Source organism: Paenibacillus sp. FSL H7-0735 (assembly GCF_038008505.1).
Lineage (GTDB): Bacteria > Bacillota > Bacilli > Paenibacillales > Paenibacillaceae > Paenibacillus_AQ > Paenibacillus_AQ odorifer.
In genome coordinates, this window is sequence record NZ_JBBOZH010000001.1 from 812,662 (window position 1) to 833,152 (window position 20,491).

At 46.5% G+C, this 20,491-nt stretch carries 19 protein-coding genes and 2 pseudogenes; 18 read left to right on the forward strand and 3 right to left on the reverse strand.

The annotated features are described in order from the left end of the window. The first annotated feature begins 59 nt into the window (after nucleotides 1-59). The 4 genes from purH to ilvA all read left to right on the forward strand — a co-directional run bounded on the left by purH (nucleotide 60) and on the right by ilvA (nucleotide 5,900). On the forward strand, nucleotides 60-1,607 hold the full coding sequence (purH, locus tag NSS82_RS03605; RefSeq protein ID WP_036680898.1) for a bifunctional phosphoribosylaminoimidazolecarboxamide formyltransferase/IMP cyclohydrolase: 1,548 nt from the start codon (nucleotides 60-62) through the stop codon (nucleotides 1,605-1,607). Nucleotides 1,608-1,630: 23 nt separating this feature from the next. After that, nucleotides 1,631-2,896, forward strand: coding sequence for a phosphoribosylamine--glycine ligase (gene purD / locus NSS82_RS03610; protein WP_076273583.1), 1,266 nt, complete (start codon nucleotides 1,631-1,633; stop codon nucleotides 2,894-2,896). A 287-nt stretch (nucleotides 2,897-3,183) separates the two neighbouring features. Beyond that, nucleotides 3,184-4,479, forward strand: coding sequence for an SEC-C metal-binding domain-containing protein (locus NSS82_RS03615; RefSeq protein ID WP_076273582.1), 1,296 nt, complete (start codon nucleotides 3,184-3,186; stop codon nucleotides 4,477-4,479). 158 nt (nucleotides 4,480-4,637) lie between these two features. Next, entirely contained in the window at nucleotides 4,638-5,900 is a 1,263-nt protein-coding gene (gene ilvA, locus NSS82_RS03620; protein ID WP_076104158.1) for a threonine ammonia-lyase IlvA, read from the forward strand. Between the two features lie 85 nt (nucleotides 5,901-5,985). On the opposite strand, the gene NSS82_RS03625 is transcribed toward ilvA, so the two are convergent. Together NSS82_RS03625 and NSS82_RS03630 are read right to left on the reverse strand one after the other, a co-directional pair. Continuing rightward, nucleotides 5,986-6,924, reverse strand: coding sequence for a hypothetical protein (locus NSS82_RS03625; RefSeq protein WP_081386717.1), 939 nt, complete (start codon nucleotides 6,922-6,924; stop codon nucleotides 5,986-5,988). A 50-nt stretch (nucleotides 6,925-6,974) separates the two neighbouring features. Then, nucleotides 6,975-7,637, reverse strand: coding sequence for a DUF1129 family protein (locus tag NSS82_RS03630; protein ID WP_036680887.1), 663 nt, complete (start codon nucleotides 7,635-7,637; stop codon nucleotides 6,975-6,977). A gap of 183 nt (nucleotides 7,638-7,820) precedes the next feature. Between NSS82_RS03630 and NSS82_RS03635 the strand changes: the two genes are divergently transcribed. The 11 genes and pseudogenes from NSS82_RS03635 to corA all read left to right on the forward strand — a co-directional run bounded on the left by NSS82_RS03635 (nucleotide 7,821) and on the right by corA (nucleotide 17,171). Continuing rightward, complete coding sequence (locus NSS82_RS03635; protein ID WP_036680885.1) at nucleotides 7,821-8,021, forward strand: hypothetical protein; 201 nt, start codon at nucleotides 7,821-7,823, stop codon at nucleotides 8,019-8,021. Between the two features lie 360 nt (nucleotides 8,022-8,381). Further along, the gene (locus tag NSS82_RS03640) at nucleotides 8,382-8,540 is read left to right on the forward strand and encodes a hypothetical protein (protein ID WP_178944331.1); all 159 of its coding nucleotides are present in this window, start codon (nucleotides 8,382-8,384) and stop codon (nucleotides 8,538-8,540) included. Nucleotides 8,541-8,866: 326 nt separating this feature from the next. Further along, nucleotides 8,867-9,025, forward strand: coding sequence for a hypothetical protein (locus NSS82_RS03645; RefSeq protein ID WP_218641967.1), 159 nt, complete (start codon nucleotides 8,867-8,869; stop codon nucleotides 9,023-9,025). A gap of 251 nt (nucleotides 9,026-9,276) precedes the next feature. Continuing rightward, a complete protein-coding gene (locus NSS82_RS03650) occupies nucleotides 9,277-10,107 on the forward strand; it encodes an alpha/beta hydrolase family protein (RefSeq protein ID WP_341109700.1) in 831 nt (276 codons plus the stop codon). Between the two features lie 85 nt (nucleotides 10,108-10,192). Next, nucleotides 10,193-10,969, forward strand: a complete 777-nt coding sequence (locus tag NSS82_RS03655; RefSeq protein WP_076273908.1) for a DODA-type extradiol aromatic ring-opening family dioxygenase — start codon at nucleotides 10,193-10,195, stop codon at nucleotides 10,967-10,969. A 447-nt stretch (nucleotides 10,970-11,416) separates the two neighbouring features. Further along, nucleotides 11,417-11,729 (forward strand): annotated as a pseudogene (locus NSS82_RS03660) (DUF3048 N-terminal domain-containing protein); the annotation flags it as partial. Between the two features lie 75 nt (nucleotides 11,730-11,804). Beyond that, nucleotides 11,805-12,269, forward strand: a complete 465-nt coding sequence (locus NSS82_RS03665) for a DUF3048 C-terminal domain-containing protein (RefSeq protein ID WP_341109912.1) — start codon at nucleotides 11,805-11,807, stop codon at nucleotides 12,267-12,269. A 202-nt stretch (nucleotides 12,270-12,471) separates the two neighbouring features. Further along, nucleotides 12,472-13,088, forward strand: a pseudogene (locus NSS82_RS03670) (DUF47 domain-containing protein). A gap of 13 nt (nucleotides 13,089-13,101) precedes the next feature. Next, nucleotides 13,102-14,094, forward strand: a complete 993-nt coding sequence (locus NSS82_RS03675; RefSeq protein WP_036686873.1) for an inorganic phosphate transporter — start codon at nucleotides 13,102-13,104, stop codon at nucleotides 14,092-14,094. A gap of 104 nt (nucleotides 14,095-14,198) precedes the next feature. Further along, a complete protein-coding gene (locus NSS82_RS03680) occupies nucleotides 14,199-15,017 on the forward strand; it encodes a hypothetical protein (protein WP_341109701.1) in 819 nt (272 codons plus the stop codon). Between the two features lie 1,194 nt (nucleotides 15,018-16,211). Beyond that, entirely contained in the window at nucleotides 16,212-17,171 is a 960-nt protein-coding gene (gene corA, locus NSS82_RS03685) for a magnesium/cobalt transporter CorA (RefSeq protein ID WP_036680727.1), read from the forward strand. 83 nt (nucleotides 17,172-17,254) lie between these two features. Here the strand turns inward: corA and NSS82_RS03690 are convergent, their stop codons facing one another. Then, nucleotides 17,255-17,815 (reverse strand): hypothetical protein, encoded by a 561-nt coding sequence (locus NSS82_RS03690; protein ID WP_038568686.1) that lies wholly within the window; start codon nucleotides 17,813-17,815, stop codon nucleotides 17,255-17,257. A gap of 429 nt (nucleotides 17,816-18,244) precedes the next feature. Here NSS82_RS03690 and NSS82_RS03695 point away from each other — a divergent pair, with 429 nt between their 5' ends. The 3 genes from NSS82_RS03695 to NSS82_RS03705 all read left to right on the forward strand — a co-directional run bounded on the left by NSS82_RS03695 (nucleotide 18,245) and on the right by NSS82_RS03705 (nucleotide 20,430). Beyond that, nucleotides 18,245-18,535, forward strand: a complete 291-nt coding sequence (locus NSS82_RS03695; RefSeq protein WP_019913624.1) for a YerC/YecD family TrpR-related protein — start codon at nucleotides 18,245-18,247, stop codon at nucleotides 18,533-18,535. Between the two features lie 3 nt (nucleotides 18,536-18,538). Beyond that, a complete protein-coding gene (locus tag NSS82_RS03700) occupies nucleotides 18,539-19,309 on the forward strand; it encodes a sirohydrochlorin chelatase (RefSeq protein WP_076104152.1) in 771 nt (256 codons plus the stop codon). 230 nt (nucleotides 19,310-19,539) lie between these two features. Further along, nucleotides 19,540-20,430, forward strand: coding sequence for a diacylglycerol kinase (locus NSS82_RS03705; protein ID WP_036680719.1), 891 nt, complete (start codon nucleotides 19,540-19,542; stop codon nucleotides 20,428-20,430). Nucleotides 20,431-20,491: the final 61 nt, after the last annotated feature.

Consider the following 20,491-nt stretch of genomic DNA (forward strand, 5'->3'; position numbering starts at 1 on the left):
AAGCTTTTAGATGTCATCACATTAAATCGCACGTACAACCCGAAGGAGGACTATTCAAAGTGAGTATCAAAAGAGCGCTAGTTAGCGTATCGGATAAACAAGGTATCGTGGATTTTTGCCGCGAGTTGTCTGCATTAGGCGTAGAGATTATTTCCACAGGTGGAACAAGCACGCTTTTGGCTAAGGAAGGTGTTCCAGTCATCGGTATTTCCGATGTTACAGGATTCCCGGAAATCATGGATGGACGTGTCAAAACCTTGCACCCGGCTGTACACAGCGGATTGCTAGCGGTTCGTGACAATGAGGAACACACGCGTCAAATGAAAGAGCTTGGTCTGGACTACATTGATCTGGTAGTAGTAAATCTGTATCCGTTCGCGGAAACCATTGCTAAACCGGATGTATCGTATGAAGAAGCCATCGAGAATATCGATATCGGCGGACCGACGATGCTGCGTTCTGCGGCGAAGAACCATGCTTTTGTAAGTGTAGTGGTAGATGCTAACGACTATGCTACAGTGCTTGAAGAGGTTCGCGCAGGTGGAGATACAACGCTGGAAACACGCAAACGTCTTGCGGCAAAAGTGTTCCGTCATACGGCGGCTTACGATGCCTTAATTTCCGATTATTTGGCTAATGTTACTGGCGAACCGCTTCCTGAGCGCTACACCGTGACTTATGAGAAAATTCAGGATCTGCGCTATGGCGAGAATCCACATCAAAAAGCGGCATTCTATCGCAAGCCTTTGGCTGCGGGGGATACTCTTACAGCAGCTGAGCAATTGCATGGCAAAGAATTATCCTACAACAATATCAACGATGCTAACGCAGCGCTGCAAATCGTGAAAGAATTTGAAGAACCTGCTGTCGTAGCCATTAAACATATGAATCCTTGTGGTGTAGGTGTCGGTGAAAGTGTATACGAAGCTTATCAAAAAGCTTACAACGCAGACCCAACCTCTATCTTTGGCGGAATAGTAGCCGCTAACCGGATTATCGACGCGGACACTGCTAATCTGCTGAAAGAGATTTTCCTCGAAATCGTATTGGCGCCAGGCTTTACGGAAGAAGCACTGGAAATCCTTACGAAGAAAAAGAACCTGCGTCTGCTCAAAATCGGCAATCTCAGCACGGCTAGCGCGCGTAAGAGCAGCTTCGTAGTTACCTCTATTGATGGAGGAATGGTTGTGCAGGAGAGCGATGTGCATTCTGTGAACCCGGATGATCTGCAAGTTGTTACGGACCGTAAGCCAACCGAAGAAGAATTGAAACAGCTGTTGTTCGGCTGGAAGGTAGTTAAGCATGTGAAGTCTAATGCGATTGTATTAGCTGCGGATGATATGACAGTTGGCGTAGGTGCAGGACAAATGAACCGCGTTGGCGCAGCTAAAATTGCAATTGAACAAGCTGGCGAGAAGTCCAAAGGATCAGTCCTTGCCTCTGACGCCTTCTTCCCAATGGGAGATACGCTTGAAATGGCAGCCAAAGCAGGCATTACCGCAGTTATTCAGCCAGGCGGCTCCATTAAAGACGAAGAATCGATCAAGGTCGCGAATGAGTATGGAATTGCTATGGTCTTCACAGGCGTCCGTCATTTCAAACACTAGAACGCTGGGAGGATTTTATTCTAATGGATATTTTAGTGGTTGGCGGCGGCGGCCGGGAGCATGCGATTATTTGGAGCCTGTCCCAAAGCCCCAAGGTTGGTAAAATCTATTGCGCACCCGGCAACGCCGGGATCGCGCAGCTAGCAGAATGTGTGCCTATCGGTGTGTTTGAGTTCGACCGTCTGACGGCTTTTGCAAAAGAGAAGGAAGTTGGCCTTGTCGTAATCGGACCGGATGATCCGTTAGCAGGGGGCATTGTGGATGCTTTTGAAGCACAGGCTATTCCTGTGTTTGGTCCGCGCAAGAATGCAGCTGAGATCGAAGGCAGCAAAACCTTTATGAAGGATCTTTTGCACAAATATAATATTCCGACAGCAGCCTATGAAAAATTTGATGACTATGAAGCTGCATTGGCTTACTTACGCGAGCAACCGCTGCCGATCGTAATCAAGGCAGATGGGCTTGCCGCAGGAAAAGGCGTGACCGTTGCCTATTCACGGGAAGAGGCCGAGCAGGCACTAGCTGATATTATGGTAACCAAAGTGTTTGGTGAAGCTGGCGCTCAGGTTGTCATTGAAGAGTTCCTGGCGGGTCAGGAAATGTCGATTTTGGCTTTTGTTGATGGAGAGACAGTGCGTCCGATGGCTGCCGCTCAAGATCATAAGCCCGCTTACGATGGAGATAAAGGTCCTAATACCGGTGGAATGGGCACCTATTCGCCTCTGCCGCATATCGACGAGGCGATTATCCAAGAAGCGATTGAGACCATCATTAAGCCAACAGCAAAGGCTATGGTAGCTGAAGGCCGTTCGTTTAGCGGCGTTTTGTTCGCAGGGCTGATGATTTCTCCAGAAGGTAAACCAAAGACCATCGAATTTAATGCCCGGTTTGGGGATCCGGAGACACAGGTCGTGCTGCCTAGATTGAAGAGCGACTTGTTAGAAATCTTTTTGGCAGTAACCGAGGGCAGACTTGCGGATATCGATATTGAGTGGAGCGACGAAGCAGCGGTGTGCGTGGTTCTCGCTTCTGGAGGATATCCAGGCTATTATCCTAAAGGAGTGCCGATTGAAGGGCTTGAGGACAGCCAAGGAGGGCTGATCTTTCATGCCGGTACAGCACGGGGGGCAGATGGCAGCTGGGTAACGAACGGCGGACGGGTCTTAGGCGTGGTAGGCCTGGGTGCTACGATTGCCGAAGCTCGTTCAGCGGCCTATGCTAGGGCTGAAGGAATCTCTTTTTCCGGGAAACAGAATCGCAGCGACATCGCTATGAAGGCTCTGGTATAAGGATAAAGCACTGTATCTAGCAATTTTTTGCGCTTTAAGTCCTAAAAAAGGACTGACAAGTGATAGAAGAAGTGCTATAATACTACACGTACGGGGGAAAATGTGCGGATATATACAGATAAGGGCCTTTCCGATCATGGGAAGGCCCTTTTAAATCGGAGTCCTTCAGACTTTGTGCAGTAACCTTATAAAGGATGCCTCGTGCCTGAAAATGTTGATACTTATAGTGCATACTAGCGATACGCTTATGGCGAATGGCTACTCACAGATTTAAGGGGGAATTCGTTTTGAGTAAGATTGGAAGAAATGATATGTGTCCTTGCGGAAGCGGGAAAAAATATAAGAAATGCTGCCTAGGGAAAGAAACTTCTGCTGTGGAATCCATCATGCGACTGGTAACAACGGAAGAATCCGCTGCTACTGTGGCTGTGGCCGACAAACCAGAAGCGGCAGCCATTTCTGAAGCTAAACTTACCCTAACTACGCTCAAAAAAAAGGTGTCACGTGATCTGAAATGGGAGCATCCAGCACATGAACAATTGGCTATGCACCTTATTGAGACCATGAGAGACAGCTATGACCGGGAGCTAATCTGGGAAGGTCTGGTTCTATGGAATGGTTATTCCCGTCACATCAAGCCTGCAGTGAAGAAAATGGGCTCCTTCTGCGCGGCTATCGAATTTATCTTGTCTGAGGAATATGGTTTCCTTCAAACTCAAGCTGATCTAGCGATCAAACATGAGGTTACTGCACCTACCATCTCCAGAAAAGTTAAAGAGATGCTTAATTATATCGAACAGTATGGCATGGGCGGGGCAGAGGAAGAATTACTTTTGCTCAACGTTTCAGGCACTCCGAAGGATCAGGAACAGGCTTTGCTGCAAAAAGCAATGGAAACTAAAGCATCCAATCGTCGGATCCAGCTAGCAGAAGCGGCATTGGAAGTTTATCCGGACAGTCCGGACGCCTATCTCATTTTGGCTGAGGAAGCCGAGAATGAAGCAGATGCCCGTGCTTATCTGAAAGCAGGGATGGAAGCGGGTGCGCGTGAGCTTGGAGAAGCTTTTTTCACTGAGAACAAAGGACATTTCTGGGGTCTTTACGAGACACGTTCGTACATTCGAATCTGCAAAAGCTACGCTGACTCCTGCTGGTTTAGCGGAAATGCAGAAGAAGCACAAAAGACGTTGGAGCACATTCTAGAATTGAACCCAGAAGATAACACAGGTGCGCGTTACCTTCTAACGGCAACGTACCTTTACACCAATAAGCTTAAGAAGACCGAGAAGGTACTGGAGAAGTTCGGCAAGGATGCAGCAGCAACAGTAGCATATGACCGTATGGTTTTAGAATATAAGAAGAACGGGATTACTTCCCAGCTCAAAATGCTCTACCGCGTGGCGAAGAATGTGAACAAGCATGTGCCGGATTATCTGTTAGGTATCAAAAGATTGCCGCATAACCTGCCTGATTTTGTAGGCGTGGGTGACGCTAACGAGGCTATCGAATATGTTATTGTACATTCACGTTTGTGGACAAGCTTACCAGACCTGGTGAAGTGGATGCTGAAGCAACAGGACTAGTAGGTTTCATAGCGTAGGGATAGCAAATATTAGTAAGAGACTATAGGGTTCCTTTAGTCTCTTTTTCTTTATCACTGATTAGGATGCTTGAAAAAATGTCCTCGGGAGAGTATGTTACAAGAAGTAGAATAACAGATAGATAGTGAGGCGAGAGGGTTATGAGAGAAGAGGAAGACCGAATCGTAGGAATGGAAGATATTGTGCGGGCTCATCACGTACTGCGTGAAGTCATAATCCGGACACCTCTACAACGTGATGCTGTGCTGTCAGCCAAGTATGATTGTGATGTGTATTTGAAGCGCGAGGATTTGCAGATTGTACGTTCTTTCAAAATCCGCGGAGCTTATAATATGATTCGTAGTTTGTCAGCAGAAGATAGAGCAAAAGGCATTGTCTGTGCAAGTGCGGGCAACCATGCACAAGGCGTAGCCTATTCCTGTAAGGCGCTTGGAATTAAAGGCAAGGTCTATATGCCAAGCACTACGCCTAACCAGAAGGTTAAGCAGGTACGGCGGTTCGGTGGTGAGTTTGTTGAGGTCATTCTGAAGGGCGATACCTTTGATGACGCTTATGATGAAGCACTGCAAGCTTGTATAGATCATGGGATGACGCTGATCCATCCCTTTGATGAGCCACGAATCATTGCGGGCAACGGCACCATTGCAATGGAAGTGATGGAGAGTCTGGACAACCCTGCAGACTTTATGTTCGTAACCATTGGTGGAGGCGGCCTGGCAGCGGGCATAGCCACCTATGTGAAGACAGTTAGTCCTTCTACCAAGTTGATTGGTGTGGAGCCACTCGGAGCCGCTTCTATGACGGAAGCGATCAAGCTTGGAGAAGTGGTTACTCTGAAGGAAATTAATAAGTTCGTGGACGGAGCGGCTGTAAAACGTGTTGGTGGCCTGACATATGATATTTGCTCCCGTCATCTGGATGACATCGTAATGGTGCCTGAAGGTAAAGCTTGTACCACGATTCTGGAACTATATAACGAGAATGCCATAGTGGTTGAGCCAGCAGGTTCGCTGCCTATCGCAGCGCTTGATCAATATCGTGATCAAATCCGCGGCAAAACAGTTGTCTGTATCATAAGCGGCGGCAACAACGATATTGACCGGATGCAGGAGATCAAAGAGCGTTCATTGATTTATGAAGGCTTAAAACACTATTTCATGGTGAACTTCCCGCAACGGGCAGGTGCGCTGCGTGAGTTCTTGGGAGAAATCCTTGGACCTCACGATGATATTACCCGTTTCGAGTATATCAAGAAGCATGATAAAGAAAATGGTCCCGCGCTTGTGGGCATTGAATTATTGTCAACGGATGCCTACGAACCTCTCATCGAACGGATGCAGCAGAAGGGCGTCGATTATGTAGAGATCAATAAGGATTCTAATCTCTTTAACATCCTTATTTAATTCGCATCCACTTCATAATCACGTTAATGAACATAAACAAGCCCGTCCCTATTCATTTCAGGGACGGGCTTTTGTGATTTCTTTATTAGAGAGGTAACGAAGTCTTACGATATTGCTCGACCTCATCGGTCAATTTGTAGCTATTGTCTTTCATTAATTTCATGAAGCTATCCAGCTTTTGTAGAAATGGGCTGCTGTCATTATTTTTGGTCAGAATACTGGAGTAAGCCTTTTGCGCCTCCAAATCCATTTCCAGATTGTCATAATGGAAGAGAGGAGTGTTATTCTGGCCGTAAAACGTATTATTCACATACATAGTGTACAAGGCTTTTACAGCAGAAATTCGGTTTGACTTTGGATGATTTTGAATGAATTGCTCTTGAGATAAAGCTCTGGCTGCAACCTCAGTCCAGGCGATAACTAGCCCGTTGTCCTTGGAAGAGGGCAGGTCCGATTCGGTGGCCATAATGGTAATATAAGCGCTGATATCATTGGTAACGTATAGCTTGTACTTGCGGTAAGCCCCATAATCGATCACCGGGAAAAAAGTACCCTCTGCTGTCTCCAGCTTATATCCGCTTTCGCTGGCACTTTTAAGCAGTGTACGCAGCTGGAGATCATCAGTAATAGCGGCAAGAGACGACATGCTGGCGCCTGCTTTATAAATGGCGGTGAGCTTCCGCTGGACAGTGCTGGTACTGAATTTACTTTCCCAGGCTTGCAGCGCAGCTTTATGCAGATTCTCAAGCTTCAGGGTCATCATTGTTGCACGATATGACCCTACCGCATACATATTGGAGTTCAAATATTTTATGGCTTCGGGTAACTTGTCAGAGGTAGATAACAGCGGTAATGCAGCTTTATAGACAGCCTCTGCATGATTATTGCTAGCTGCTTGAGGAATTGCCTTAGTGCCTTCCCCAGGAGGGCTGGTAGCACCTTCGGCGTGAATAGCACTGGGTACTATGCCTAGCCCTAAGGCTATAGCTAGAACGGAGTAGAGAATATAATGTTTCTTAATCATGGAAGTTTCCCCCTATCTATCGGATGGAATAAAGTTTTCAGCCTAGATATTTATTTTTTAAAAAATATAAACTTAAGTCCCAACCCCCCAATGATGCACAGAATTAAGCTTACCCACGGGGATATTGTAATGACCGGAAATAACCGATCGAGGAACATGCCGATAAATACAGCAGCTACTGCGATGCCAATATAGATTCCAAGGCTTTTTATATCAAAAGGCTTGGCACTTGGTGCATCGCTTTCCGACAAGGAAGACATCCATTTCATAATCAGTTCAATTAAGATAATGGAGCCTACTCCCACAGCGAGCAGGGTGAAAAGGCTGATCTGTCCGAACATTCCAGGTGAATCGTCAGTCCATTGGAAGAAGAGTCCACCGATTGCTAATATCCCAAAAAGACAGGTCAGAGCTGCGCAGGGAATCATCAAGTAATAGTTCCATTTACTGCGCACCGGGCGCCCGGGAACACTGTCTATGATTTCTTTAAAATAATCGTGCGGATTCTCGCCGAATACTTGCTTGGCATTTTTCCCTTTACGTTGTTCCTTCAACAGCAGCTTGGCCGCATCCAGCAAAAGTTCTTCTCCGCGCAGGGTGTCAATTCGACTGGCCCGCATTGCAAGGATCATATCTTCTAAATAGGAGCGATTGAAGGGCGTCAACTGCTCACGCAGGGCGTTATTTTCCTTAATCATATCTTTCACTTTCATAATTTGGATGTAAACCTCCAGTGTTGTTAATCGGTATAGTCTTTAACCTAGAGTATACGTTTGCATGACAGGTCTACGCAAGGACAACCATTTCTATGGCGATATGCATAATCCTTTTAGAAGAGTGAACACTGATAATGTTGTTGCTTGATCAATATAGCATTGGGAAAGGTTGGGAGCTTTATGGAACATGAGAACAAGAAAGAACAGGGAAGATCCATGGGCAACGGTTTCGAGCCTACGCCCAATAATTCAATGGGGGATTGGGGCGGCTCCGATGGATTCAGCATGTGGGATTCCGCAGAAGATGCTCCCGAGGGCTTGCTTAAGGATTGGGAAGGCAGCCATGAAACCCATGAGATGTTTAACGACAGCTACGATTGATTAACAACCCTGGCCATTCATCTCGAAAAAACAACAGAGCAGCTATCCTCCGATCTGGGGATCGCTGCTCTTTGTTTTTTGGTGGGGTTCAGACCCAAACCCAAACCCAAACCCAAACCCAAACCCAAACCCAAACCCAAACCCAAACCCAAACCCAAACCCAAACCCAAACCTCAAGCCCCCCAGACCCCCGGTTGTCGTAGCATCCACCATCTTTCGGACTCAGATGACGTTATTAGCCAAATTATCGCCTTTTCAGCACAGTTTCGGACTCCAGTGACGCTATTGCTCGAAAAGAAGCTCGTATTTGCTGTTTTACAGGGTGATAGCGACTATGGGGTCCGATAGAATTCAAAAAGTGTGCTAAATCTGCGAATAGGGTTTTCTGAGTCCTATAGAGCTGCTGAATCCGATGGATTCAGCAGCGGGATTTCCGCGGAAGATACCCCCGAGGGCTTGCTTAAGGATTGGGAAGGCAGCCATGAAACCCATGAGATGTTTAACGACAGCTACGATTGATTAACAACCCTGGTCATTCATCTCGAAAAAACAACAGAGCAGCTATCCTCCGATCTGGGGATCGCTGCTCTTTGTTTTTGGTGGGGTTCTCATACCCAAAGCCAAAGCCAAACCCAAGCACCCCCGGAACCCGGGAATCCCAGAGCTCCCAGAGCCCCCGATTGTCTTAGATTCATCATCTTTCGGACTCAGATGACGTTATTAGCCAAATTATCGCCTTTTCAGCACAGTTTCGGACCCCAGTGACGCTATTGCTCGAAAAGAAGCTCGTATTTGCTGTTTTTCAGGGTGATAGCGACTATGGGGTCCGATAGAATTCAAAAGGTGTGCTAAATCTGCGAATAGGGTCTTCTGAGTCCGAAGGAGCTGCTGAGTCCGAAGGAGCCGCTGAGTCCGATGAAGCTACTGAGTTCGATGGAGCCACTGAGTCCGAAGGAGCTACTGAATCGCGATTATTAACTAATCCAACAAAGGTTGGCGTTTAGAGGTTTAAGAGGTAGGTTCCAATCCACTCGACGTGTGCGCCCCAGAGTCATGTTCATATCTTGCAGAACACCCTGTTTGTCGTGCAGACTCTAATGCCCAATACTCCGTGCGTTTATTAAGAATTGTTCCCTTGCTGTTGACAATATGAACGAAATCTTTATAATTAGATTATAATTCATACTAAGTTAATCGGAATTCTAATAAATTAAAATAAATTAAATTATAAATATAATTATAGGAGGATGCGGCAATGGAACGGAATATTGTAATCCGGCATAACGGAGAAGAATTGACGGCGAGCATACATTACCCGAACAAAGAGAAGGGAACCTCTTCGCGTTGCAAGGATAGACTGCCATTAGCCGTGATCTGCCACGGATTTGTGGGGAATCGGATTGGTGTAGACCGGATTTTTGTGAAGGCGGCTCGTGAGCTGGCACAAGAGGGATATATGGTTATTCGTTTTGATTATGCGGGCTGCGGCGAGAGCAGCGGGAATTATGGCGGTGAAGACATGGAATCGATGATCGCTCAGACTAGAGCAGTGCTGGATTACGGAATTAGCTCTGCTGATGTGGACCCACAGCGGGTGACGCTGATTGGCCATAGCCTCGGTGGCGCGGTGGCGCTGCTGACAAGTATTCGCGATCGCCGCGTGAAGAATCTCGTGTTATGGGCCTCTGTGGGTTATCCTTTCAATGATATTGTGAAAATTGTAGGGCGGGAGGCTTATGATCGTGCTGTGAAGAATGGATCAGCCGATTATGTGGGCTACTCGTTTACGCCGGTATATTTTAATTCTTTGGCGGCTTTTCAGCCCTTCCAAGAAGCGAGCAAATTTAGCGGCGATGTACTCGTCATTCATGGCACCTCTGATGATGTCATTCCGGTGGATTACGCTTTTCTTTACCAGAAGCTGTTCTGGACACGTCCCGAAGGACGTTGCGATAAAGAGATCATTTTTCAAGGGGATCACACCTTTTCTTCTGGACCGGCGCAGCAGCAGCTGTTTAAGCGGACTATAGATTGGATGAATGAACAAGAGCATCTGCAGACAGAGTGGCAGAATTGGATGATTTAGGAGAAGGTTTTTATTCGCATTAACTTGCAATAAGCGGTAAAATAAAGATGCACACCATATACTGGGTTATGGAGGTTGGCATCCTATGAAATTACCGTCATTTTTTATTGCGCACGGTTCTCCGCTCCTCGCACTGGAGGATAACGAGTATACCCGTTTTCTGGAGCGGCTTGGTCAAGAACTTGAAGCGCCACGCGGTATAGTAGTTTTCTCAGCGCATTGGGATAGCCCTGAACAGCTACTTACCGTTGATGAACTGCACGAGACACAGCATGACTTCTACGGATTCCCTGAAGAAGTTTACACGCTGACCTATCCGGCCCCGGGCGATCCGGCCCTAACAAGACGGATTTCTGAGCTCTTCAAGGATAACAATCTATCACATCAGCCCGTTCTGGGGCGAGGACTCGATCATGGAGTCTGGGTGATACTGAAAAAAATGTTCCCCAACGCCGACATTCCGGTAGTTGCTTTATCCGTCGATTCCCTGCGCTCTCCCAAGGAGCAGTACAATATCGGGCGGATGTTAGCGCCGCTTCGTGACGAAGGCATACTGCTGATTGGAAGCGGTGGACTTGTTCACAATTTGCGGATGCTAAGTGAAAGTGAGCAGCCTGAGGATTGGGCACTTGAATTCGATGCCTGGATTGCCAAGGGACTAGAAGCCTGGGATTTGCCTTCACTTTTTGCGTATGAGAAAAAAGCTCCACATGTACGCGATGCGGTTCCTTCTTATGGAAGAGAGCATTTTGCACCTCTCTTTTACGTGATGGGAACAGCGGATGGCAGCAGGAAGGCAGAGCGGATATTTCAGGCGTATCAGTATGGGACATTAAGTCTGAATTGCTGGAAGCTAGACTAACTGAATGAATAAGAAACCCGTAGGGTGCAGCCGCGATTGGCTGTACCCTTTTTTTAATATAAGAATTTATCTATTCCATGCTATAAAATTTCCTTATGCTTGCTATGAAAAAGGGAGTAGGTGATCAAGACAAATGGGACTGACTGTGATTAAATGGAAGGAATCAGTGAGTTTCATAAAACGTTTAGGAGGAACTACAAGCTTATGAAAGTAAATTGCTCTTCTTCCCGTCTGTTATCTGCCATTGTATTGACCACCCTATTGCTCTCCGCTTGCGGAACACAGAGTGTAAATAATGAGATCACCCCGACACAGCAGCCTACCGCAGAGCCCACGCCTATCGAAACGATTCAACCCTCACCTACTATTGATTCCGCTGCTGAGCTCGTATCCGGATTAACAGGTCTTCCGGTTTCTGAAGACAGTCTCCCACGTCCCTTAGCCGTAATGATAAATAATGCTCCTGCCGCCCGGCCGCAATCGGGGGTTAGTGAAGCAGATATTTTGTATGAAATTCTTGCCGAAGGTGGCATTACGCGTTTGATTGGTATTTTTCAGAGCCATACAGGTGTGGTGAAAATCGGACCGATTCGCAGTATCCGCCCCTATCTGCTGGATATTGGCGAGAGCTACGGTGGTGTGACGGTATGCCGGAGGAAGTCCGGCGGCTTATGCCATTTTGCAAAAAGAGAAAAAAGAAGATATGGACGAGATCGGCCGTGCCGGAGCTTATTTTTGGCGGGATAAAGCGCGAAAAGCACCACATAACCTGTACAGCAACGCAGCCAAACTGCGGGAAGGTGCCGAGAAGCTTGGGTTTGCGCAAAGTGTGAAGGTGCCCGGGTATCTTTTTAATAATCCAGATTACATACCGGCGGACGGAGAGAAAGCCGCTGAATTTAGCATAAACTATCTGCTCAAAAGTTATAAAGTTGACTATAAATATGATACTAAACGTCAGACCTATCAGCGTTATGTGAATGACAAACCTCATTTGGATCTAAATAACGATAATCCGGTGGAAGCGGCCAATGTTATGGTTATAGGAGCGGATCATAAAGTGCTTGATGATGTCGGAAGACTTCAGATTGATGTGGAGCTTGGCGGGGAAGCGTTGCTTTTTCAGCGGGGACAGGTCACCCAAGGCAGATGGTCGCGTGAACCAGGGGATGTGATCCGCTTTGTGAGGGATGGAAAAGAAGAGCTGATGTATCCAGGAATTACCCATATTTTGGTGGTCCCTAATGCGCCTTCATTTAGCAGTCATGTGGTATATGGCGGGGCGGATGGTACAACATAAGAAAGTCGGAATATCCAGTGTTATACAGATTTGTGTTCGGAATAATGGGTATGTGTTAATAGAGTGTAAAAAAGTTCATTTCTATAGCTTCTATACCTTGTACGGATATGATAAGATAACAAGGGTTGTCATTCATTTTCATGCTTTTTACATATGAATGGCTCTGTATTCACGGTAATTTTATGTAAAGGGGTTTAAAACAATGAAGTTGAGAAAAAAGGACATATTCTTTGAGACGCTGGAAAATATGGCCGATACTATTGTCCAAGCTGCAGATTATTTTGCTCAGAATATCACTGATCTCCGGAATAATGTTGATAATTTCGCTGCAGAGATGAAAAATACGAATCCCAATGTGATACTTACACTCACACCGTTATCAAAGAATTGAACAAGACGTTTATTACGCCGCTTGAACGTGACGACATTATGGACTTGATCACAAGCATGGATGATGTCATCGATGGTCTGGAGGCATCCGCCTCACGTTTCTATATGTACAACCTTCTTGACCCGGATGAATACATTGTACAATTCGCCGAAATCCTTCGTCAGTGTGCTTATGAAATCCAAAAAGCGGTTCATTTGCTCTCCCAGAAGAAATTGTTGGCGATCCGTGAATATACAATCCGTCTGAATGACCTTGAGAATCAAGGGGACGAAGTGCTGCGTATTTGTACTAAGGTCCTGTTCGAAACTGTAAAAGACCCGATTGAGCTGATTAAACGCAAGGAACTGTATGAGCGGCTCGAGACCACTACAGACAAATGTGAAGATGTAGCCAACATGTTGGAATCGATCATCATGCGCAACTCATAAGGGGTACTAGAATATGGAAACATCTATATGGATTCTTGGAATTGTTATATTTCTCGCGCTTGCGTTTGACTTTATCAATGGATTCCATGATACGGCCAACGCAATTGCTACCTCTGTCTCAACACGTGCCTTAAAACCGCGAACAGCAATTATTATGGCAGCACTGATGAACTTTGTTGGGGCCTTGATGTTTACAGGTGTGGCCAAAAAAATCGGCGGAAGTATCACCGACCCGACCTTGCTTGAAAATGGGTTGGATATCATAATAGCGACGCTGATTGCTTCGATTATTTGGAATTTGATTACTTGGTGGCTCGGGATTCCATCCTCATCGTCTCATGCACTGATCGGCGCTTTAGCGGGTGCAGTATACGTGGGGGCAGGCTCAGCACACATCAATTGGGGCGGGTTTGTGGAAATTGTCGAAGGACTGATTTTCTCCCCAATCATTGCGTTTGTTATCGGTTATATAATCATGACCATCCTGAAGTGGATCTTTGCTAAGCGTAGTCCACATACGGTCAACAAGGGCTTCCGCTCTATGCAGGTCCTTACGGCAGCGTTACAGTCGTTCACACATGGTACGAATGATGCGCAAAAAGCGATGGGGATCATTACTTTTGCACTCGTTACCTCAGGACGTCAAGAAACTATGGATGTTATCCCTTTGTGGGTTAAGATAGCTGCAGCTACGGCTATGGCGCTCGGTACCTCCATTGGCGGTTGGAAGATTATCAAGACTATGGGTACGAAGATTTTCAAAATCGAACCTATTAACGGTTTCGCGGCTGATATTTCCGCGGCATCTGTTATTTTCTCAGCAACGCTGCTGCATTTGCCAGTAAGCTCAACGCATGCGATCACATCTGCGATCCTCGGGGTTGGCTCTGCCAAACGTTTCTCTGCAGTGAAATGGGGAGTAGCCGGACGTATTGTGGTCACTTGGTTCATCACGATTCCAATCAGTGCGGTATTAGCAGGTCTGATTTTCAAAATCATTTTTTAAACACCCTTTAATAAAGATGTCAGTTAGCCATTGGGCTGCGGACATCTTTTTTTGTTATGTGGACATGAGGAGAGTGAAGAATATACGGTATAAATCCCGTAGAAATGATGGAGTTTGGCGTTGGAGGGAGAATGTACGGTATAAATCCCGTAGAAATGATGGAGTTTGGCGATGGAGGGGGAATGTACGGTATAAATCCCGTAGAAGTGAAGAAGTTTGGCGTTGGATGGGGAATGTACGGTATAAATCCCGTAGAAATGGCGGAGTTTGGCGTTGGAGGGAGAATGTACGGTATAAATCCCGTAGAAATGACGAAGTTTGGCACTGGAGGGGGAATGTACGGTATAAATCCCGTAGAAATGACGGAGTCTGGCGTTGGAGGGGGAATGTACGGTATAAATCCCGCAGAAATGATGGAGTTTGGCGTCGGACGGGGAATGTACGGTATAAATCCCGTAGAAATGGCGGAGTTTGGCGTCGGACGGGGAATGTACGGTATAAATCCCGTAGAAATGGCGGAGTTTGGCGTTGGAGGGAGAATGTACGGTATAAATCCCGTAGAAATGGCGGAGTTTGGCGTTGGAGGGAGAATGTACGGTATAAATCCCGTAGAAATGATGGAGTTTGGCGATGGAGGGGGAATGTACGGTATAAATCCCGTAGAAATGATGGAGTTTGGCGTCGGACGGGGAATGTACGGTATAAATCCCGTAGAAATGATGGAGTTTGGCGATGGAGGGGGAATGTACGGTATAAATCCCGTAGAAATGATGGAGTTTGGCGATGGAGGGGGAATGTACGGTATAAATCCCGCTGAATTTACGAAATTCGAGGGTGGTGACAAAAAGAAGAGCATAACTGCCCTAGAATTGGAGACACTTCGTCGAAGAAGCAGAAAGAAAGGCATAAATGCCTTAGAATGACGGCACCTGACTTGTATGAAGGTGGACCAGCCTAACTAAACACATTTCAAGGGAACCCAACGCACCTTAATCCAGCCCATCGTAACGTAACCTTGCACAAACTAACTCAGCCCAGTCCAACTTACCTCATTTCAGCAGAATCCAGCGCACCGAAGTCCAGCCCTGCACAAAGTAACCTAGCCAAAGTTAACTCAGTATAGTCCCACGTAACACATTTCAAGGGAACTCAGCGCACCTTAATCCAGTCCATCGTAACGCAACCTAACACAAATCAACTCAACGCAGACCCAACTTACCATATTTCAACGAAATTCAGTGCACCTTAATCCAGTCCATCGCAAAGTAACCTAGTACAAACTAACTCAGCCCAGTCCCGCGTAACACATTTCAAGGGAACCCAGCGCACCGAAGTCCAGCCCTGCGCAAAGTAACCTAGCCCAGATTAACTCAGCTCAGTCCCGCGTAACACATTTCAACGGAACCCAGTGCACCTTAATCCAGTCCATCGTAAAGTAACCTAGATCCAACTAACTCAACGCAGCCCAACTTACCTCATTTCAGCATAGTCCCACGTAACACATTTCAAGGGAACCCAGCGCACCTTAATCCAGTCCATCGTAAAGTAACCTAGTACAAACTAACTCAGCCCGATCCATCGTAACGTAACCTGGCCAAATTAACCCAACCCAACCCAACCCAACCCTATTCTCTTTCTCCCTGCTTTTCTGCCGTCCATGAGCATCGCTATATTCACAGTATCCTGCCAAGGATTGCATCCCAATCCCACAAATCACTACCAGCCCAAAGTAAAACATATGTTACTTACGTTAAATGAACGCTAGGCGATGGACTCAACCTTTTGCGAATTCAAGTCCAGCTTGCTTACGATCGAAGGGTTGTTTACCATCCCAAAGGAGCACTTTTTCACCAACTAATTAGTAAAAATAGCGATAGTAATTCACAGCTGTGAATTCATCTCACTCATAAACCCGATACCGACAGCAGAGAATAAGGATAGCTCGCCCCCAGCCCCCACCCTTACACAAATGAATCCAGCATTAACGAACGACGAAGCACCAAATGTTTTTTAGTCTAGCTTAAGCGGTGCTGCTGGTTATGTTTTTTGCTTTTTGGAAGACTTGTCTTCTTGCTGTACAATAGAGGCGTGGAAGAAGATGAAGCGGAGGAACATTTATGATACGTACACTTGTTGTCACACATAAAGGTGAGGTGCTGACAGAGATCCCTCTGCAAAATATCCGGCTGGAGGATTATGCTTGGATATGGGCAGATTTTGCTACGCCTACGCCAGAAGAGACGCTTTTGCTGGATCAATATTTTCATTTTCACCCCTTGGCGATAGAGGACTGTATGCATGTGTTACAGCGGCCGAAGCTGGATCATTATGAGAATGTGCAGTTTTTTGTGCTGCATGCGCTGAATGAGCGGACGTTGGATGCTGAGGAGGTTGACTTATTTTTAAGCTCGAACTTTCTTGTCTCCTATCACCATCAGGAAAAAGCAGAGATGAATGAAGCGTGGGAACAAGTGAAGAGCGAAATACATAGTCGAAAAGGCTGGTCGGGTGGGCCGATGGCAGCTGCCTATACGGTGATGGACAAGCTGGTGGACAAGTATTTTCCATGTCTCTACAGTTTAGAGGACGAGCTTGCGGATCTGGAGAGTAGCGGCAGCAGTGAGTCGGTTGAGGAACTGATGAGCCAAGTGTTTGGCGTGCGCGGAAGGCTGCTCAAAATGCGGCGGACGATTGTGCCAATGCGCGATTTGATGTACCGGATCGTGAATTCACAGCATGTCCAGAGCAACGGCGAGGAACGGATTTATTTTGGCGACATTTATGATCATCTGCTAAAGCTCTCCGATATGATTGAGGCTGATCGGGAAATGACCGCGGATTTGCGTGACAGCTACATTTCACTCAATTCCAACCGGATGAATTCGATTATGAAAACACTAACGGTAATCACGACCGTATTCATGCCGCTGACGCTTATCGCCGGGATCTACGGGATGAACTTTGTGAAGATGCCTGAACTAGAGTGGAAGTATGGTTATTTTGGTGTGCTGCTGTTTATGCTGGTAGTTGGTTTTGGGATGTTCCGATGGTTCCGACGGAGTGGCTGGTTTAAGTAAGAATAGAGCAGAAAGCGCCAACAGCAAATCTCTTTCCCGCGAGAATTGCTGTTTTTCTGGTGCATAGCTAGAAAACGTCACCGCTATTTGCGGCGACGTTTTCCGGTGGAAGAAGTAGAGCGCCGGCGAGTAGTTGTAGTAGATTTGCGACGGGGTGAGGTGGAACGCTTTTTTTTGCGGCGATTAGGACTGTACAGGGCGGCATCCTCTTCGGCGGCTAGTGCGCCTGCTGCGCCTTTGTTTTTACCGAAGCTACCCATGAACAGCTTAACCATTGGAGCCATCTGCTGGAAGCCGGACATCACCTTTTGTACTTTACCCATAGAGTTTACGATCCCGTCAATGCCGCCCATACGATCGATGATACCTTTGATTTGCTCCATATTCCCACCAATTCCGCCACCGCCTCCTAAGCCGCTGAGCAGTCCGGCAAGCCCGCCGCTTGCCTTTGTTGCAGCTTCAGCTGCAGGGAGCGCCAGCGCAGTTTCGGTGGCAGCTTCTGCTCCTAAAGCAGGAAGGATTCCGGTCTCACCTGGGAGAGCTGAGGGCGCATATGAACTGAGGCCAGGGTAGGCAGAGGCATTATACGAATCGCTCAGTGAACGCTGATTCCGGCGGGAATGATTATAGTAATGATCAGGCATAATATCACATTCCTTTGTTAGTGGTCTGCTATACTGTATGTCATGGGCGAACATACGGTATAGACGAATGCCCGGGTAATAGGGATAGGAGCGGAAAAGGGCGTATGCCTATAAACAGGCTAAAGTAGTGAAGAAACCGTGTACGAGCTTGATTTTCGGCGCTTTTGTAGTACTATAGTGTAGGCGATAATTCTTATGTAGAGAAAAATACTTGTATTGGGGTACATAAATGGTGTGCGCGTGGGGTGGACGTTTGTCCATCATTTTCGTTCTTTACAGCGTGAAATCGTTAATGCTTGAAAAATGCGCTCCAGTGCAATATAGTAAAGGCAGGATAGTGACATTAGGTTGATGTTTCCGGAGCTAGTTTTGTACGGAGCTTAATCAGAGAAACTAATGCTGATAGAACTTTTAGGGGATGAAAAATTGATGCAACTTAAGAAGTTAAATGATAAAAGTATAGACCAATTATTTGAAGCCATTTTAACATTAAAGAATATGGAAGAATGTTATGTTTTCTTTGATGACTTGTGCACCGTGAACGAGATTCAATCGCTGTCGCAACGACTGGAAGTAGCGCGTATGCTCGGCAAAGGCTCGACCTACAATCAGATCGAAGCAGAGACAGGAGCAAGTACAGCTACTATTTCCCGTGTAAAACGTTGCTTGAACTACGGAAATGATGGTTATAAATTAACGCTGGAACGTTTGGGACGCTAATTTATGGTACCGGGCGTACTTATTATCAGTCACGGCTCCCGCGACGAGGTTTGGGTGTCGATCGTGGAAGAGGCCGTAAGCGAATTATCGCTAGATGAAGAGATGCCAGTGGTGGTCTCTTTTTTAGAGCTGGTAGAGGGCCGTCTGATTCAAGATGGAATAAATGAACTGGAACATGCAGGGGTCACAGATATAATTGTGATCCCATTGTTCGTTTCCTCGGGAAGCACACATGTCGATGAAATAGAATATGCACTTGGGGCTAAACCTGAACCTGAACGTGAGACCGATTTAGAGCCGTTCCACGTGAAGGCTAAGGTTCACTATGGTTATCCTGTCGACGATGACCCGGACATCGCTGTGATGATCTGGGACAAGCTTCGTAAGCTGTCTACGGAACCTGAACGTGAGACAATTCTGCTGGTGGGTCATGGCAGCATCTATGAGGGCTTCCGCCAGCGTTGGCAGCAGGGTATCTCTTCACTGGCAGGACGTGTACGTGAGGTGAGCGGCGTAGCGGCGGCCGATTACGGTCTGCTGAATCCGGACAGTGTAAGAAGCAAAGTGGAGTATTGGCAGGAGCAGGGTCACGAGGTGTTGGTGGCGCCGCTTTTTTTGAGTGAAGGTTATTTCACTAAACATGTGGTTCCGAACAGACTTAAAGGGTTAACCTATAAGTATTCTGGCCAGACGCTTTTGCCGCATCCGCTTCTTCCGCATTGGATTGAGAGACAGGTAGAGACACTCCTCGAACAGATTCGAAAAAAGAGTTAAAAAGCTTCCTTTTTAGTCCACTTAATCATGAAAAATAGTGCCCATTTCCGTGGATAATACGGGATTTGCTGCATAGACATATATATAGTTGTTTTTGCCTAATAAGGTGTCGTGAATTGTTGTATAATGGAATATTTACGATTAATGTCCTCTGACATTGATTGTAGTGGTCCGAATTAGGTATAATCAATTAGGTTATTCTATTATAAAAAACAGGTGGCGTTCCGGTAATGAAAACTGCGAGATTGATTTATAATCCCACTTCTGGACGGGAAGAAATGAAGAAGCGGCTCGCCGACATTTTGGACCGGCTGGATACGGGTGGCATTGAAGCCTCCTGCCATGCAACGACCGGAGAAGGCGATGCTATGTTAGCTGCTGCGGATGCAGTAGAGCGCGGTTATGATCTAATCATAGCAGCCGGTGGGGATGGCACTTTAAATGAGGTTATCAATGGTATGGCGGAGAAACCTAATCTCCCCCCGCTTGGCGTATTGCCACTTGGGACTACCAATGATTTTGCACGTGCGATGGGGATCCCGAAGAATTGGGAAGATTCCGTTGATTTGATCCTTCGTCAAGAGTCGCGTCCGATTGATATCGGTAAAGCCAATGATCGTTATTTCATTAATATAGCAGGCGGTGGCAGTCTAACCGAACTGACCTATGAAGTTCCCAGTAAGCTGAAGACCATGATAGGGCAGCTTGCGTACTATTTAAAAGGTATTGAAAAAATGGTCAGCCTATCTCCTCAGGAACTAATCATTCGTGCCAATGGGCAGGAGGTTATTCATGATGAGTTCATGCTGTTCCTGATTGCAAATACGAATTCTGTCGGCGGCTTTGAAAAGCTTGCTCCCGGCGCTCGAATCGATGACGGTCTGTTAGATGTTATTGCGGTTAAAAAATGCAACCTGGCAGAGTTTGTCCGTTTGGTTAGATTGGCCCTTCGTGGCGAGCATTTGCAGGATAAAAAGGTTGTGTATTTCCGTACGGATGCAATGGATGTAATCTCTCCAGGGCATGTCCAATTGAACTTGGATGGAGAACTTGGCGGAGAGCTTCCGGGTCGTTTTCGGATTTTGCCGCAGCATCTGCGGATTTTTGCTCAGAATAATTAGGTTATTTGAAAGTAAGAGTGTGGGATTATACAGCGATGATAATGAAAGAAGTGAACAATAA